The following is a 15991-nucleotide window of genomic DNA, read 5'->3' on the forward strand; positions in this document are numbered from 1 at the left end:
CTCTCCACTGCTGGGGCCGGGCACGGCGCTACTCCGGCGCGGGCCGCCCGGCCGCCGCCGCGGCGCCGGGCGCCGACTCGGGGAGCAGGGCGTCGAGTTCGGCCGGGTCCAGGACCTTGATGCAGGCGGCGGTGCGGTCGGGCCCGGCCGGCCACAGGGCGGGGTCGACCCGGGCGCAGGCGTCGACGGAGACCGGGCAGCGGGGGCGGAAGGAGCAGCCGGAGGGCAGGTCGGCGGGGTCGGGCGGGTCGCCGGCCAGGCCGCGCGGGTTGCGGCGGGAGGAGGCGTCGCCGATGGTGGGGAAGGCGGCGGCCAGCGCCCGGCCGTAGGGGTGGCGGGCCGAGCGGAAGACCTCTTCGGCGGGGCCGTCCTCCACGATCCGCCCGGCGTACATGACGGCCAGCCGGTCGCAGGTGTCGGCGAGCACCGCCAGGTCGTGGCTGATCATCATCATGCCGATGCCGTGCTCGGCGACCAGTTGCTTGAGCAGCCGCAGGATCTGCGCCTGGATCATCACGTCCAGCGCGGTGGTGGGCTCGTCGGCCACGATCAGCTGCGGTTCGCAGGCCAGCGCCATGGCGATCATGACGCGCTGCCGCTGGCCGCCGGACAGCTCGTGCGGGAAGGCGTCGGCGCGGGCGGCGGGCAGCCCGACCTGCTCCAGCAGGGTGCGGGCCCGCAGGGCCGCCTCGCGGGGGCTGCCGAGGCCGTGCAGCACGATCGGCTCGGCGATCTGGGCGCCGATGCGGTGCAGCGCGTTCAGGGAGTGCATGGCGCCCTGGAAGACGATGGAGGCGCCGGCCCAGCGCACGGCGCGCAGCCGGCCCCAGCGCATGGTCAGCACGTCCTCGCCGTCCAGCAGGATCTCGCCGGACAGGCTCGCGCCGCGCGGCAGCAGCCGGAGCAGGGCCAGCGCCATGGTGGACTTGCCGCAGCCGGACTCCCCGGCCAGACCGAGGGTCTGGCCGGGGCCCAGCCGCAGGTCCACGCCGCGCACGGCCGGGACGGCACCGTGTGCGGCCTGGTAGGTGACGGTCAGCCCTCTGACCTCCAGCAGGCTCATCGCGCCTCCCTCAGCCGGGGGTTGAGCACGTTCTCGATGGCGCGCCCGCACAGGGTGAAGGAGAGCGCGACGGCGGCGATGGCCAGCCCGGGCGGCACCAGGTACCACCAGACGCCGGAGCTGACCGCCCCGGCGGCGCGCGCCTGCTGGAGGGTGCCGCCCCACGACACCACGGTGGGGTCGCCCAGGCCGAGGAAGGCGAGGGTGGATTCGGCGACGATGGAGGTGGCGACCAGCAGGGTGGTCTGGGCGAGCACCAGCGGCATCACATTGGGCAGCACGTGGCGCACCATGATGTGGGCGTGGCCGCCGCCCAGCGCACGGGCCCGCTCGATGTAGGGGCGGGCCTCCACGGCGAGGGTCTGGGCGCGCACCAGCCGGGCGGTGGTGGGCCAGGCGGTGAGGCCGATGGCGAGGACGACCGTGGCGACGCTGCGGCTGAGCACGGTGGCCAGCGCGATGGCCAGCACCAGGTTGGGCAGCACCAGGAACCAGTCGGTGATCCGCATCATCACCGTGGCCGACCAGCCGCCGAAGTGCCCGGCGACGATGCCGACCAGCGCGCCCAGCGCCACCGAGACGAAGGTGGCGAGCAGGCCGACGGCCAGCGACATCCGCGAGCCCCAGATGAGCAGGTCGAGCATTGAGCGGCCGAAGTTGTCGGTGCCCAGCGGGTACTCCCAGCTGGGCGGGGCCAGTACGGGGCCGTCGGCGTGGATGACGCTGAGCTGCTGCGGCCCCAGGTACAGCGGCGCGGTGAGCGCGACCAGCCCGAACAGCAGCAGCGCGGCCAGGCCGTACAGCCCGGCCGGGTTGGCGCGGTAGTCGCGCCAGAAGGCGGCCAGGGCGCGGCGGCGCCGCGCCCAGGCGACGTCGGTGGGCACCGGCGCGGGCGCCTGGCCGCTCACCGGCCCACCCGCGGGTCCAGCAGCGGGTAGAGCAGGTCCGCGATCAGGTTCATCAGGATCACCGAGGCCGAGAAGAAGACGAACATGGCCTGCACCATGGGCAGGTCGGGCACTCCCAGGGCCTCGTAGAACAGCGAGCCGAGGCCGGGCCAGGAGAACACCGTCTCCACCAGGATGGTGCCCGCCACCACCTGGCCGAGGTTGACGAAGATGAGGGTGACGGTGGGCAGCAGGGCGTTGCGCACGGCGTGGCGGCGGCGGACCAGGTCGTCGCGGAGCCCCTTGGCACGCGCGGTGACCAGGTAGTCCGAGCCCATCTCGTCCAGCAGCGAGGAGCGCATCACCATCAGGTACTGGGCGTAGACGACGGCGACGAAGGTGGTGACCGGCAGCACCATGTGGTGCAGCACGTCGAGCGCGGCGCCGATCCCGTCGGGGGCCTGCGGGCTGATCATGCCGCCGGTTGGGAAGAGGCCCGAGGGCAGCGGCCCGGCGCCGGAGGCGAAGACGACGATGAGCAGCAGGCCCAGCCAGAAGGTGGGGACCGACCACAGGGTGAGGGCGACACCGGTGTTCACCCGGTCGCCGACGCCGCCGCGGTACCAGGCGGCGCGGGTGCCCAGCCACAGGCCGAGGGCGGCGGCGATGAGGGTGGCGGTGCCCACCAGCAGCAGGGTGGGGGCGAGCCGCTGGGCGATCAGCTCGGTGACCGGCACCCGGTACTGGTAGGAGGTGCCGAAGTCTCCGCTGAGCATGCCGAACAGGTAGTCGGCGAACTGGCGCCACAGCGGCTGGTCCAGGCCGTACTCGGCGCGCAGCGCCTCCAGCTGCTCGCGGCTGACGGCGCGGCCGTGGGTCATCGCCCGCACGGGGTCGCCGGGCAGCACCCGGAACAGGAAGAAGGCGCTGACGATCACGGCCAGCAGCGAGGCGGCCGCGCTGGCCAGCCGGCCGGCGAGGTAGCGGCCGGTGCCGCCGAACCCGCCCCCGCGTGCGTCGGCGGGGGCGGGTGGGCGGGTGGTCGTCTCCTGGGCCATGGATTTCCGGTTCCGGCCGCTACTCGCGGTCGTCCGCGGTGGCCGAGGAGCGGCGCCGCCACAGCAGGACGCCGAGTCCGGCGGCCACGACGACGGCGGCGCCGACGCCGATCCACAGCAGCGGCGAGTTGCCGGCGCCCTCGGGCCGCGGCGCGGCGGGCTGCGCCGACCAGAAGCTCCAGTGGCCGTCCTGGCCCCAGATGTTGCCGCCGGGGTCGGGCTGGACCTGGATGGAGGCGATCTGGTCGGACCGGTACGCCTCGACGGCGTTGGGGTAGCTGAGGACGTTCACCACGGCGGACTCGTACAGGATCTCCTGCATCTGCCGGACGGTCTCGGCGCGGGCCGCGGGGTCGGTCTCGGCGGCCTGCCGCTCGTACAGCTCGTCGTACTCCTCGTCGCAGAAGTAGGCGTCGGACTGCATGGAGCCGCCCTCCTCGCGGGGCAGCGCGTCGCAGCGGTGGATGGCGAGCACGTAGTCGGGGTCGGGGTTGACGTTCCAGCCGGTGAAGATGAGGTCGTACTCTCCGGCGGTCAGCGCGTCGCCGACCTCGGCGACCGGCAGCACCTCGGCCTCGATGCCGATCTCGCCGAGCCACTGGGCGAGGAAGTCCGCGGTCTGCACGTAGTTGGGGCGGTCGGCGTGCACGTGGATGCGGAGTGCCATCCGGTCGCCGTCGGGTGAGACGCGGACGCCGTCGTCGCCGGTCTCGTAGCCGGCCTCGTCGAGGATCTGGTTGGCGAGCTCGGGGTCGTAGTCGATCCGCTGCTCGTCGGTGGGCTCCCAGTGGTAGTCGTCGTAGCGGCTGGGGATGTAGCCGTGGGCCGCCTCGGCGAAGCCGCCCTCGACCCGCTCGACCAGGGCGTCGCGGTCGATGGCGTGCATGATCGCGGTGCGCACCTCCTGGTCGCGCAGGGCGGGGTGGCCGTCGCCGAACTCCTCGCCGTCGACGGTCTGCGCGCCGGGGTTGATGGTGAAGCCGAAGAAGCGCTTGCCGGTGGCGTTGTTGATGGCGATGTTCGGCTCGCCCTCCAGGGAGGCGGCCTGCGCGGGGGTGAGCGGGAGGGTGAGCAGGCTGACCTCGCCGGTGCGCAGCGCCTCCACCATGGCGTCCTGCTCGGTGTAGAAGCGGAAGACGATCTCGTCGAAGCCCTCGGTCTCGCGCTCGCGCCAGTAGTCGGGGTTGGCCTCCAGCCGGATGAACTGCTCCGGCTCGTACTCGGTGAGGATGAAGGGGCCGCTGCCGACGATGGGGAACTCGGTGTCGTTGTGGAAGGCGCCGTAGTCCTCGACGTTCTCCCAGATGTGGCGGGGCAGGATCGGCACGTCGAGGGCGAGCATGGTGGCCTGGGGCTGGGAGAGCTCGATGACGACGGTGTGCTCGTCGGGGGCGGTGACGGACTCGAAGTTCTCCACGAAGTTGCCGTTGGCGGTGGCGGCGCCCTCGTCCTCCATCATCGTGGTGAAGGTCCACACGACGTCGTCGGCGGTGAGCGGCTGGTCGTCGCTCCAGGTCAGGTCCTCGCGCAGGTGGTAGGTCCAGGTGAGGCCGTCGTCGGAGAACTCCCAGGACTCCGCGATCGCGCCGATGGGCTCGTTGGTCGCCTGGTCGTAGGCGGTCAGGTGCTCGTAGATCAGCCGGTAGATGTTGGTGGTGATGAGCCGCTGCCCGAGGAAGGGGCTGAGGGAGTCGGGCGTCTGGGCGACGGCGACCGTCATCGTGGTCGGCGCGTCCTCCTCGGCGCTCGCTCCCCCGGCGGTCAGCGGTGTCACCAGCAGCAGGACCGCGAGCGCCCCGAGCAGCGCGGCGTAGCGCCGCGCTCTGGAGGCCGGTGTCGTCCGGTGGGCCACCATGTGTTGCGATCCTCCACTGTCGTGTGGCCGGCGCGGGCCGGCCGCCGGGTCGGGCAGCTGCCGCCCCGGTGCCGCCGGATCCGGCCGGAGGTCCGGGGGGAGCGGCTGCACGGAGCTTTCCCACGTCGCGCCCGCACTGGCGGCGGCCGGACAGGTTGGCGGATGTCTACCACCGTCCCCAGAGAGCGTCAACGGCGCAACATGCCGCGCCGAGCCGCCCGGTACGCCCTCCGCTGGGGCATTTCAGCATGTCGGAGCTGCTGTAGCCAAGTTCCGCCGAGCATGCCGTGCCGCGAAAGTAACCGCCGTGAGATCGAATCGGCGCCGAGCGGGCGCCGCGGCTCAGCCGGGCGGCGGACCGCCGGGGCCGGGCGGGTCCTCGGCGCGGGCGCGCGCCTCCAGGTCCAGGCGCTGCACGATGGTGTCCTGGACGGTGTCGTCGGCGACCCGGCGCACCACCGATTCGAGCCGGTCGCCGACGGCGCCGAGCTGCTCGGCCAGCTCCTGGGCGGCGGTGGTGCCGTTGGGGCCGAGCGCGATGGGCAGGTGGTGGGGCAGCCGGTGGTAGTTGCGGAAGATCGTCGGCAGGTCGCGCACCAGCAGCGCCTGGGTGGCGGCCAGCTCGTCGGGGCGCCCGGCCAGCCGCTCGGGCTCGGCCAGCAGCCAGTCCAGGGAGGCGGTGACGCGCTCCAGCGGCGGCAGCGCCTCGGCGGGCAGCCGGCGCCGGTTGACCCACAGCTCGTCCACCAGCCGGTTCTGCCGGGCGCGCAGCTCGGCGACCTCGGCGGCCAGCGGCTCGGCCCGCACCACCGGGCCGGGGGTGGGCCACAGGCCGGCGGCGAGCAGCGCGCCGATCAGGTAGCCGGCCGGAGCCAGCCACCACAGGCCCGGCGGGACGGCGCCGGCCAGCGGCGGCAGCAGGCCGAGCACGGCGCCGGCCAGCCCGGCCAGGTTCTCGTGCGACTCGGCGTAGCGGGCCAGCCGGGCCAGCGGCCGGGGCCGGGGCGCGGGCTCACTGGTATCCACGGATCTCCCGGAAGACCTCGTCGAGCGGGACCGTGCGGGCGTCGAAGGAGCGGCCGCCGGTGAGTTCGGCGACCCGCTCCATCTCGGCCTCGTTGGCATCGCCGAACAGCACGGTGAACACGGGCACGGTGGCCAGGTCGGCGGGCAGGGCGGCGTAGGCGGCCTCGAAGTCGGCGAGGGTGCCGCCGTCGGTGTTCTCGCCGTCGCTCATCAGCACGATCGTGCTGATGTGGTCGGTGGCGTCCTCGCCCTCGTCCTCCTCGGCCTGCTCGGCGAGCAGCTGGTAGCCGCGCTCCAGGCTGTCGTAGACGGCGGTGCCGCCGCCGACGGGGTGCTCGGCCGCGGCGGCGCGGATGTCGGCGAGCACGTCCTCGCGGCCGTCGGCGGGCAGCTCGAAGCGCTGCGGGATGAGCGGGACGTGGTTGAAGGGCAGCAGGGTGACCTGCTCGCGTCCGTAGAAGCGCTGGAAGCGGGCGGCGCCCTCCGGGGCGGCGCCGCCGGCGAGGGTGCCCAGCGCGGCGCGCAGCCCGTCGATCCGCTCGCCCTCCATGGAGCCGGAGAAGTCGAGCACGAACACGGTGCGCGAGGGGCGGCGGTAGTGGTCGAGGTACCCGGCGAGCAGGGCGTCGACGGCGCCGCTGGTGGCGGGGAAGGGCAGTTCCGGGTAGGAGGCGGGGCCGAAGCCCGCGGCGAGCTCGACCGAGGGCTCCGCCGGGCGGCGGTGCGTCTCGGCCATGATCCGCTCCTGGGTGGCGGCCGAGCGCAGGAAGGCGGCGACGGCCTCGTAGCGGGCGGCGGCGTCGGCGTCGGCGGAGGCGAGCAGGGTCAGCGGGTAGCCGGCCGTGACGGCGCCCTCCGCCGGGTAGACGAGGGTGAGCGGTTCGGGGAGGTCGCCGGAGGCGTTCAGGCTGAGCAGCACCGACTCGTAGTTGACCAGCCCGTCCAGGGCGGTGGCGGGGTCGGCGGCCCGGGCGGCGAAGCTCTGCTGCAGCCAGCCCGAGGAGCCGGAGGTGAGGGCCTGCCCGGTGAAGAAGTCGGTCAGCTCGGCCGCCACCCCGGGGACGTCCTCCTCGCGCAGCGCGGCGCCGGTGTCGGAGAAGGCGGCCGCCACCGCGACCAGGGCGGAGAAGCCGGAGTTGGAGGCTGCCGGGTTCGTCATGCCGTACTCCAGCTCGCCGGAGGCGGCGGCGTCGGCGATGTCGCGCCAGCCGACCTCGGCGCCGCCGTCCCAGCCCAGCCGCCGCGCGGCCGACTCGGTGACGCCGAGCACGACGGGCGAGGCCATCACGGGAGTCTCAGTGGCCACCCGGTCGCGGCCGCCGGGCAGCAGCGACAGGTAGTGGTTGGAGGAGAACCACAGCGCGTCGTACTCGCCGTCGGCCTCTCCGGCGGCGACCCGTTCGAGGCCGTCCAGGGTGCCGCTCTGGGTGAGTTCGATCCGCACGCCGGTCGCCTCCTCGGCGTCGGCCAGGATCGGCTCCAGGTCGGCCAGCTCGCTGCCGCCGAGCACCCGCAGCACGCCCGGGGGCGCCTGGCCCGCCGGGTCGGGGCCGGGGGTGCAGGCGGCGGCGAGCAGCAGCGCGGCGGTGGCGGCGGCGATCCGCCGGACGGGGCCGCGCCCGGGCGCGGGTGGGGTGGTCACCGTTTCCTCCGCCGTCAGGCTTCGAGTTCGTTGCGGGCGGCGGACCGCTCCAGGTGGCCCGCCGCCCGGCCCAGTTCGGAGCTGAGCGCGTCGACCGTGCTGCGCATGTTCTGCACGGCCTGCGCCTTGTACTGGTCGATGCTGTCGATGGTCTGGTAGATCTGCTCGAAGGAGCGGCGCAGCGTCTCCACCCCGACCGCGGGGTCGGCGGCGATGCGCTGGATCTCGGCCGACTGGGCCGACAGCATCTCGGCATTGGCGGCGATCAGGTTCTCGGTGGTGCCGCGCAGCGCGTTGACCTGCTCGATGACCTGCTTCTGGTTGGCCAGCGCCCCCGCGATGGTGACGGCGATCCGCAGCGCCGACACGGTGGTGACGGCGGCGCGGTCGACGCCCTTGATCAGTTCCTCGTTGTTGCGGCGGATGGTGTCCAGCGCCAGGTAGCCCTGCACGCAGACGGCAAGCTGGGTGAGCAGGTCCTGGTGGCGCTGGCGGACCGGGAAGAGCGCGTCGGCGCGCAGGGCCTGCGCCTGCTCGGGGTCGCGCGCCTCCACCTCGGCGATGCGCTGCTCAAGGGCGCGGTCCAGCGCCTCGCTGAGCACGGCGTACTCCTGGAGCTTGCCCATGCTGCGCCACAGCTGGGTGCGTTCGTGCTGGATGGCGGTGCTGTCGCGGCGCAGTTCGTCCTGGCCGCTGCGCAGGCTGAGCACGATCTTGTTGATGTTGGTGTTGGCGCTCTGGTAGCGGTTCAGGAAGTCGCGGAGCTTGTTGCCGAAGGGCAGCCAGGACAGCATCCGGCGCCCGGTGACCTTGCCGAGGTCCTTGGGGTCCAGGTCCTCCACGGTGCGGCGCAGCTCGACCAGGCCCTGACCGACCCTGGACTGCGCGCCGGCCCCCTCGCCGCCCGCGCCCGCCAGCGCCGCCACCGAGCGGTCCAGCATGCGGTTGGCCGAGGACGCGCTGGCCCGCATCTCGGTGTCGCCGAGGCCGGCGATGTCGCCGACCTTGGCCAGGAACTCGGGCGAGCGGGTGTCCAGCGAGGTGAGCGCGTCGACGTAGGACGCGGCCCGCCGGTCGAGGTCGGCGCGGACCTCGTCGTCCAGCGGGACGAGGGTGGCGGCGCGCTCGGGCTCCACCGGCGCCACCGGCTCGGGCGGGGTGAGCACCAGGTCGCCGCCTGGCGGCTGGAGGGGCTGGGTCGGCTGGGTCATGCTCGGGGCTTCCTCACGGGTTCGGCGGCGGTCGGCGGGCCGGGTGCGGGCCGGGGCGGCGGCCGGCCGCGGGTGCGCGCCGGGCCGCCGGGGGCGGGCACCTCAGGCCCCCTCGCCGGAGCGGGGCGCGATGTCGGCGCCGGGGTCGGCGGGCGCGGGGGCGGCCATGCCGGAGTCCTGGTACTCGTCCTCGATCCACTGGATCATCCGCTCCAGCGACTCGTAGGTCGGGGCGCCGATCACGTCGGCGATCTCCTGCCGGGCGGGCTGGTCGAGCCCGGCCACCACCTCGGCGAAGGCGTCGGGCGCCTCCCGGGGGCGGAAGCCGTACTCGGCGGCCAGCCGCTGGAGTTCGGGGTCCTCGGTGAGCAGCCGGCCCACCTCGGAGCCGGTCTCCGAGCCGGGCACCGGCACCACGACGTGGCCCGACACCACGCTGGGCGAGGGGTACATGACGGCCATGCCCTCGCGCACCCGGGTGTCGGCGCGCATCGCCTCGTCGACGAAGTGCGACTCGTAGGTGAAGACCATCGGCGAGTAGGAGACGCCGCGCGCCGCGTAGTTCTCGAACAGGTACTCGCTGCTGGAGGCCAGTTCGCCCTGGTCCAGGAAGAGCTCGGCCAGCGGCTCCATCAGCTCGTCGTCCACGTCGGAGGCGGCCACCGGGGTCTCGCCGTTGCCGAGGTAGCCGGCCAGCGCCAGGTACATGGCGGCGGAGTTGGAGGTGCGCACATCGGTGGTCCTGACCATGATCTGCCCCCGGGCCAGCTCGGGCACCGGCTCGCGCAGCCCGTCCCAGCGGGCGTCCTCGCCCAGCAGTTCGAACAGCGCGGCCATGTCCAGTACCTGCGCGCCGCCGGCGTCGGTCTCCACCAGCCCCTCGGCGGTCAGCGCGTCGACCACGGGCTGCCAGCTGAGCACCACCATCGGGCTGTCGAAGGGCAGCCACTGCTCGGTGGTCTCCAGCTCCTGCTGCACCCGCGCCGCGGCCGTCTCACTGGAGGGGAAGGCGAAGTCGACCTCGCGCAGCCGCGGATGGGTGGCGATCTGCCGCGAGCCGACCGCCTCGACCACCAGCTCGTAGCCCAGTTCGCGGAAGCGCGCCACCACCCGCTCGTCGCGCAGGAACGGCAGCTTCTCCGAGCCCGCGACGCCGTGCACCTCCACCGCCGCGGGCCGCAGCTGCCGCCACACGAACCAGCCCACTCCCCCGAGCAGCACCACCGCCAGCAGGATCGCGATGACCCGCCTCACACCGCCACGCCCTTCCAAGGGCCCGATAAGCCCACCGTCCGCCGAACCGCCCCCGATTTCGACCGATACGCGGCATCAGCGTCGCTCAGCGGGGAATCGAACCTCCGGTGAACGGATGGAGGGAAGGTGAACGGAGCATGACGACTCGCACCACAACCACCGAAAGGCTCCGTCCCCCACCACCCGCCCCATCCGGCCGCCGCACCGCCACCACGCGAATCGGCGGCCCGTCACCCCGGGGACCGACGATCCCCGCGAGCACCCGAACACCCGTACGAAATCCACATAAAGACGATCATGAATTTCCCGCCGAATCCGTTTCTTTCTCGTTAAATCGCATCGTATGCTGTGACCGGGTATGTCTAGGAGGGCGCCGCATGGTGGGTCCGGACCACGATCTCGAATCCACCCTTATCGATCTCACCGAGATCCCCCTACCGGAACTCACCGACCTCGACGACTCGGTACTCGCCCACGCATTGCGGCGGATCGAAGAACTGGTCGCGACCAGCGAGGTCTCCGCCGAGTTCGACTCGTCCATTTGATCGAAATCCAACCGTCCGTGCGAACCCATAAACTGAGCGGCCGCGATTTCGATCTGATCGCCGCCAGCGCGGCAGGTCCGGGCACGATCGCCGTGCTGGCACGAGCGGAGCTGAGCAAGCACCTGCTCCTCCTCAGAACGGTCATGGCGGTCGGCGCGGACCGCTTTCCCTCCGCCTATTCCGCCGCCGGACTCGACTCCGGATTCCAGCTGCTCACCGATGTGCAGCGAACTGATCCCACGACTGCGGCGCAGGTCATCGGGCTACCGCATTTCGGCGCCTGGGCCTTTCGCTGCCTCAGCGGTTTCCACCGCGACTCCGACGACCGGGAACGCGCCGCCGAACTCGGCCGCCTGAACGCGCTGGCCGCCCTGGCGGCCATCCGCTCCGGACTGGAGGCGCGGCTGCGGGTGCCGGTCCGGAACGGCGCGCTGGCGCTGCCGACGCTCGGGGCGCTCCACCTCCCGGGCCCGGCGTGGGCGGAACTCCGCCACACGCCCGGCGTGGGCACCTTCGCGCTGCCGCCGGGGCGGGCCGGCATCCGGCTCCCGATCGGCGAGGGCTCCGGCGGCAACGGGCGGTGGAGCCCGGTGGCCCGCCTGCGCAACCCGCCCGGCAGCGTCCCGGTCGAAGTGCTCGTCGACGATGTCGACCCGGCGCTCGGCACGACCTACCGCCGCGGCCGGCCCGGCGGCGAGGAGCCCGACCGCCGCTGGCGGACGCACTTCGCCCCCGCCTGGCGGCTGCTCAGCCGCCACCACGGTGAGCGGGCCAGGGCCCTGGCGGCCGCCCTGCACACGGTCGTCCCGCTGGCCGCCCGCCCGACCGGCCGGACGAGCGGCACCGCGCCCTCCGCCTTCGGCGCGGTGGCGATGTCGCCGCCGGGCGATGCCGCCTCCTTCGCCGAGGCGCTGGTGCACGAGTTCCAGCACGTCGTGCTCGGCGCGCTCAACGACATGATGCCCTTCACCGAACGGGACAGCGGCGCCCGCTACTACGCGCCGTGGCGACCCGACGCTCGCCCGGTCGACGGGCTGCTGCACGGCTGCTACGCCTACATCGGCGTCACCGAGTTCTGGCGGCGCGTCCGCGCCCACGTCTCCGCCCGCCACCGCGCGCACGTGGAGTTCGCCCGTTGGCGCAGCGCCGTCGAGCGGACCCTGGACGCGCTGGAGGAGGCCGAGGCGCTGAACGAGGCGGGCGTCCGGCTGGTACGCGGCATGCGGGCGTCCACTGAGGCGTGGCGCTCGGAGCGGGTGCCCAGGGCGGCGCAGCGCGACGCCGACACGCTCAACGCCGACCACCGGCTGACCTGGCTGACGTCCCGCCCGGCCGAGGCGCGGCCGCGGTGACCGCGCCATGGCCCGGTACGGGTCTCGACGTCGCCGCGCTGCGCGCCGCCGGGCTGCCCCGGCTGCCGTTCCGCGAGTTCGTGCTGAAGGTGCACAGCCGCTGCGATCTGGCCTGCTCCTACTGCTACGTCTACGAGATGGCGGACCAGAGCTGGCGCGAGCAGCCCAGGCGGATGCCCGACGACGTCGCCGACGCGGCCGTCGCCCGCGTCGCCGAGCACGCGCGTGCCCACGCGCTCGACGCGGTCCGGCTCGTGCTGCACGGCGGCGAGCCGCTGCTGGCCGGTGCGGACTTCCTCACCGGCCTCGTCGCTCGCTTCCGGGCCGCTGTGCCCGCGCGGCTGGACGTGCGGATGCAGACCAATGGGGTCTCGCTCACCGAACCGGTGCTGAGCAAGCTCGCCGCCGCCGGGGTGCGGATCGGCGTCAGCCTGGACGGCGATCGGGAGGCGACGGACCGGTACCGCCGCCGACCGGGCGGGCGCAGCAGCCACCCGGCGGTCGTCCGGGCGCTGCGGCTGCTGGGCGCCGAGCGCTACCGCCCGTACTTCGGCGGGATCCTGTGCACGGTGGATCTGGCCAACGACCCGGTGTCCACCTACCGGGCGCTGCTGGAGTTCGACCCGCCCGCCGTGGACTTCCTGCTGCCGCACGGCACCTGGACCGCTCCCCCGCCGGGCCGCCGCCCCGGCGAGCCCGCGACGCCGTACGCCGACTGGCTGATCGCTGTCTTCGAGGACTGGTACGGCGCGCCGGCCCAGACCACCCGGGTGCGCTTGTTCACCGAGATCCTGCATCTGCTGCTGGGCGGAGCCAGCGCCAGCGAGGCCGTGGGGCTCAGCCCTGCGCGCACGCTCGTGATCGAGACGAACGGCGAGATCAAGCAGCTCGACACCCTGAGCGCCGCCTACTCCGGAGCGGCCCGGACCGGGCTGCACGTGGCCGCCGACCCGCTGGACGCGGCATTGGACCACCCCACCACGGTCGCCCGCCAGCTGGGCGCGGCCGCGCTGAGCGAGGACTGCCTGGCCTGCCCGGTGCACCGGGTCTGCGGCGGCGGCTACTACCCGCACCGCTACCGCGCCGGGAGCGGCTTCAAGAACCCGTCGGTCTACTGCCCCGACCTCTACGCGCTGATCGCGCACATCTCCGGCCGGCTGCGCGCCGACCTGGCCGCGCGCTCGCGCTGACCGGTCAGCGCGGGATGGTGTCCAGGTCGATGTTCACCCGGCCGCGCTGCTGCACGATCTTGGCCTCGGGGTGCTGGAGGGTCAGCGTGTCCTTGTAGTGCGCGAGGGTCTCCTCCAGCAGGGCGTCGGCCGCCTCCCCCCGGCCGGTGGCGCGCAGGTCCAGCGACAGGTTGGCGGCGGTTGCCAGAGTGTGCGGATGCCGCTCGCCCAGCACCTCGCGGCTGCTCCGCAGCGCCTCGGTGCCGATGTCGCGAGCACGCTCCGTCTCGCCCATGGCGGCGAGGTCGCTCGCCAGATTGGCGCGCGCCGCCAGTACGTGCGGGTGGTCGGAGTCGAAGACGCTGCGGAAGGTCTCCAAGGCCCGTTCGTCGAGTTCGCGGGCCGCCTGCGGTTCCCCTTGCAGCCGCAGCACGATCGCCAGATTGACCAGCACCGCCGTATTGCTCAGCGGTCCGATCAGGTCCTGGATCCTCTCGTACCCCTCCAGGGTCTTCTCGCCGAGGGCGCGCGCTGCGGCGAGGTCGCCGGTGAGCCTCAGGTCGTTGACCACGCTGCTCGCCGCCGAAAGCGTCTCGACGTTGCGGTCACTCAGGAATTCGCGGTGCTCCGCCAGCACCTTCTCACCCACCTGACGGGCGTCGTCCAGGTAGCCCGCCTCGCGCAGCGAGATGGAGAAGTCCAGGAACGCCCGCAGCCGCCACGGGTGCTTCCTGACGTCGCGCATCTCATCCCACGCCCGCGTGACGTCACGGTGCTCGATCAGTGCCTCGCTGTACTGTCCGCGAGCGCGCAGGGCGCGGCCGATGTTGGTCTGAGCGAACAGAGTGCTGGGGTACAGCCGACCGAACCGCCGCTGACGTGTATCGAAGTTCTCTTGGTGCAGTTCCAGGGAACCGTCGTAGCGGCCGAGGGCGAACAGGTCGGTGGCCAGGTTGTTGCGCGACTTGCAGGTGCGCTCGTGATCTTCGGTGAAGACCTCGACGTGCAGCGGCAGCAGCCACTGGTCGAGTTCGTACGCGCCGTCGTACTGGCCGAGGTTGCGCAGGTCGGCACCATAGCTGTTCGCGCAGATCAGCGTGGTCTGAGCCTTCTCCCCATGGTGCTCGCGGAGCCTGTTGAGGGTGTCCTCATTGAGTTCGCGGGCGTCGGTGTCGCGCCCGGCCGGGCGGTAGGCGTTGCCCAGCTGCACCGCGAGTTGGAGCGTGTCGAGGTGGTCCGCCCCGAGCCGCTCGCGCCACACCGAAAGGATCGGCTCGCCGAGCCGGATCGCGCGCATGTGGTCGCCGCGCAGGTACAGGCGGCGGACCTGGCCGACGATGAGCTTGCGCAGCGCGGGGTTGTCGGTGTGCGCGGCACGCACAGCCTCCAGGTGCGGCAGCGACAGGTTGTAGCGGCTGTCGTTCTCGGGCCGGTCAGGGTCCTGGGGGTCCGAGCCGGCCAGCAGGATGTGCACGATCTCCAGGTACCTGCGCTCGGAGTCCGCGTCGTCGATCGCCAGCTGGCCGCGGATGACCTGCTGGACGACCCGGTGCACCTGCATCAGTTCGCGCTGGCCGTCGAGCTTTATCAGTGAGAAGCCCAGTAGCTCGCGGCCCGCCTGGTACAGCTCCAGTTCGCTGCGGACGACGCCGGCCAGCGGTTCCTCCAGCCGGTCGGCCAGCGCGCGCTGCTCGAACAGGTCTGACGAGATCGGCTCCGGCGAGAAGTGCACCAGGGTGTTGAACAGCTCCGCGGCCGGCTTGCTCAGCCGCTCGCGGGTGATGTTCCAGGTGTTGACCACCGGATGCGGGTACTTGGTGTCGACCTCGCGTTCGAGGAGGTCGTGGGCGTTCTTGGTGAAGAGGTCCAGGTAGTGCTCGGGCGTGACGCCCGTTTCCTTCAGGTACGCCGCGGCGTGGTCGGCGGCGAGGGGGAGGTTGTCGAGCTCCTTGGCGAGGCGGGTGGTGAGGTCGAGGCGGCGGCGGTTCTCGGTGGCGGTCGCCTCGGCCTGGTCCGGGGTGGCGGGGGTGACCTCGGCGAGGCCGGGGACGCGCTTGCGGAGGAGTTCGACGGTCTCCTCGGTGCGGAAGGTGTTGACCTCGACGCCCTCGGCCTGGGTGTGGCGGAACCAGTGGCGCAGCCGGGAGGTGATGATGACGTGGCCGTGGGGCTGGCCGCTGGGGAGGTACTTCTGGACGACGGCGGGCTCGGCGGCGTTGTCGAAGACGAGCAGCCAGCGGGCGTGCGGGCTGCCGCGGCGCAGGGCGTCCAGGACGACGTGGGTGGAGAAGGACTGGTTCTCGACGTCGAGTTCGGACAGCTCCAGGCGGCGGCCCAGCTTGATCAGGCTGTCGACGATCTCGTTCTCCTGCTCGGCCCGGATCCACCAGACGACGTCGTACTCGCCGCCGAAGCGGTGGCAGTACTCGGCGGCGATCTCGGTCTTGCCGACGCCGCCGGTGCCGTAGAGGACCTGGGGCGGGTGGCTGAGCACGGCGGTGGCGGCGGAGTACAGGCTCTCGCGCACCTGGTGGAGCTCGTGCTCCCGGCCGGTGAAGTGCGGGTTCTTGACCGGGATTTCACGGCCCCAGTGCAGGGCGTAGTCGCGCCGCACCACGCCATTTTCGGCCGCTACCGCCGGAAATGACTGATTGTCCGAGATCATGCTACGCCCGTTCGCGGTTAGCCCGTTGGGATGCGGTTCAGCCTAGATGATGAGTCCACGCTATGCGAGCCGGGTCAAAGGGAACAACTGTAGATGATGCCCCGTGCCGGGTACAGCCCCATATAAGCCGCCGCCACGCTCCCGACATGCCGCGATCGCCCGCCCCGCAGGCGCTCCGGCCCCATCCGCCGCACGGACACCGGAACCGGAGAACCCGTCAGATGATCATTTCGATGATCAAATCGCAGCTCCTATTGACGCTTC

The 15991-nt window shown here is 72.8% G+C and carries 12 protein-coding genes; 3 read left to right on the forward strand and 9 right to left on the reverse strand.

The genetic code is table 11. The features are described 5' to 3' along the window. Positions 1–28 precede the first annotated feature (28 nt). From CLV72_RS07560 to CLV72_RS07595, 8 genes are all read right to left on the reverse strand, one after another. Positions 29–1063 carry an ABC transporter ATP-binding protein gene (locus CLV72_RS07560; RefSeq protein WP_106242040.1) on the reverse strand — a complete coding sequence of 345 codons (1035 nt, stop codon included), beginning with the start codon at positions 1061–1063 and terminating at the stop codon, positions 29–31. Beyond that, a complete protein-coding gene (locus CLV72_RS07565; RefSeq protein ID WP_106242043.1) occupies positions 1060–1971 on the reverse strand; it encodes an ABC transporter permease in 912 nt (303 codons plus the stop codon). The genes CLV72_RS07560 and CLV72_RS07565 overlap by 4 nt, the downstream gene beginning before the upstream one ends. Further along, positions 1968–3008 carry an ABC transporter permease gene (locus tag CLV72_RS07570; RefSeq protein WP_106242047.1) on the reverse strand — a complete coding sequence of 347 codons (1041 nt, stop codon included), beginning with the start codon at positions 3006–3008 and terminating at the stop codon, positions 1968–1970. The genes CLV72_RS07565 and CLV72_RS07570 overlap by 4 nt, the downstream gene beginning before the upstream one ends. Positions 3009–3027: 19 nt before the next feature. Continuing rightward, the gene (locus CLV72_RS07575) at positions 3028–4863 is read right to left on the reverse strand and encodes an ABC transporter substrate-binding protein (protein ID WP_106242050.1); all 1836 of its coding nucleotides are present in this window, start codon (positions 4861–4863) and stop codon (positions 3028–3030) included. Positions 4864–5205: 342 nt separating this feature from the next. Next, positions 5206–5889 carry a hypothetical protein gene (locus CLV72_RS07580; protein WP_106242053.1) on the reverse strand — a complete coding sequence of 228 codons (684 nt, stop codon included), beginning with the start codon at positions 5887–5889 and terminating at the stop codon, positions 5206–5208. Continuing rightward, positions 5876–7531, reverse strand: a complete 1656-nt coding sequence (locus CLV72_RS07585) for a VWA domain-containing protein (RefSeq protein WP_106242056.1) — start codon at positions 7529–7531, stop codon at positions 5876–5878. Before CLV72_RS07585 ends, CLV72_RS07580 begins: the two co-directional genes overlap by 14 nt. A gap of 14 nt (positions 7532–7545) precedes the next feature. Beyond that, a complete protein-coding gene (locus CLV72_RS07590) occupies positions 7546–8742 on the reverse strand; it encodes a toxic anion resistance protein (protein WP_106242061.1) in 1197 nt (398 codons plus the stop codon). Positions 8743–8844: 102 nt separating this feature from the next. Then, on the reverse strand, positions 8845–9996 hold the full coding sequence (locus tag CLV72_RS07595; RefSeq protein ID WP_106242067.1) for a hypothetical protein: 1152 nt from the start codon (positions 9994–9996) through the stop codon (positions 8845–8847). 377 nt (positions 9997–10373) lie between these two features. Here CLV72_RS07595 and CLV72_RS32075 point away from each other — a divergent pair, with 377 nt between their 5' ends. From CLV72_RS32075 to CLV72_RS07605, 3 genes are read left to right on the forward strand one after another with little or no spacing between them, the layout of a single operon-like run. After that, positions 10374–10541 (forward strand): FXSXX-COOH protein, encoded by a 168-nt coding sequence (locus tag CLV72_RS32075; RefSeq protein WP_170140909.1) that lies wholly within the window; start codon positions 10374–10376, stop codon positions 10539–10541. A 17-nt stretch (positions 10542–10558) separates the two neighbouring features. After that, positions 10559–11893 carry an HEXXH motif domain-containing protein gene (locus CLV72_RS07600; RefSeq protein ID WP_170140910.1) on the forward strand — a complete coding sequence of 445 codons (1335 nt, stop codon included), beginning with the start codon at positions 10559–10561 and terminating at the stop codon, positions 11891–11893. Continuing rightward, entirely contained in the window at positions 11890–13083 is a 1194-nt protein-coding gene (locus tag CLV72_RS07605) for an FxsB family cyclophane-forming radical SAM/SPASM peptide maturase (protein ID WP_106242075.1), read from the forward strand. The genes CLV72_RS07600 and CLV72_RS07605 overlap by 4 nt, the downstream gene beginning before the upstream one ends. Positions 13084–13087: 4 nt before the next feature. On the opposite strand, the gene fxsT is transcribed toward CLV72_RS07605, so the two are convergent. Then, the gene (fxsT, locus tag CLV72_RS07610; RefSeq protein WP_170140911.1) at positions 13088–15676 is read right to left on the reverse strand and encodes an FxSxx-COOH system tetratricopeptide repeat protein; all 2589 of its coding nucleotides are present in this window, start codon (positions 15674–15676) and stop codon (positions 13088–13090) included. Positions 15677–15991 lie beyond the last annotated feature (315 nt).

The organism is Allonocardiopsis opalescens (assembly GCF_003002095.1).
Lineage (GTDB): Bacteria > Actinomycetota > Actinomycetes > Streptosporangiales > Streptosporangiaceae > Allonocardiopsis > Allonocardiopsis opalescens.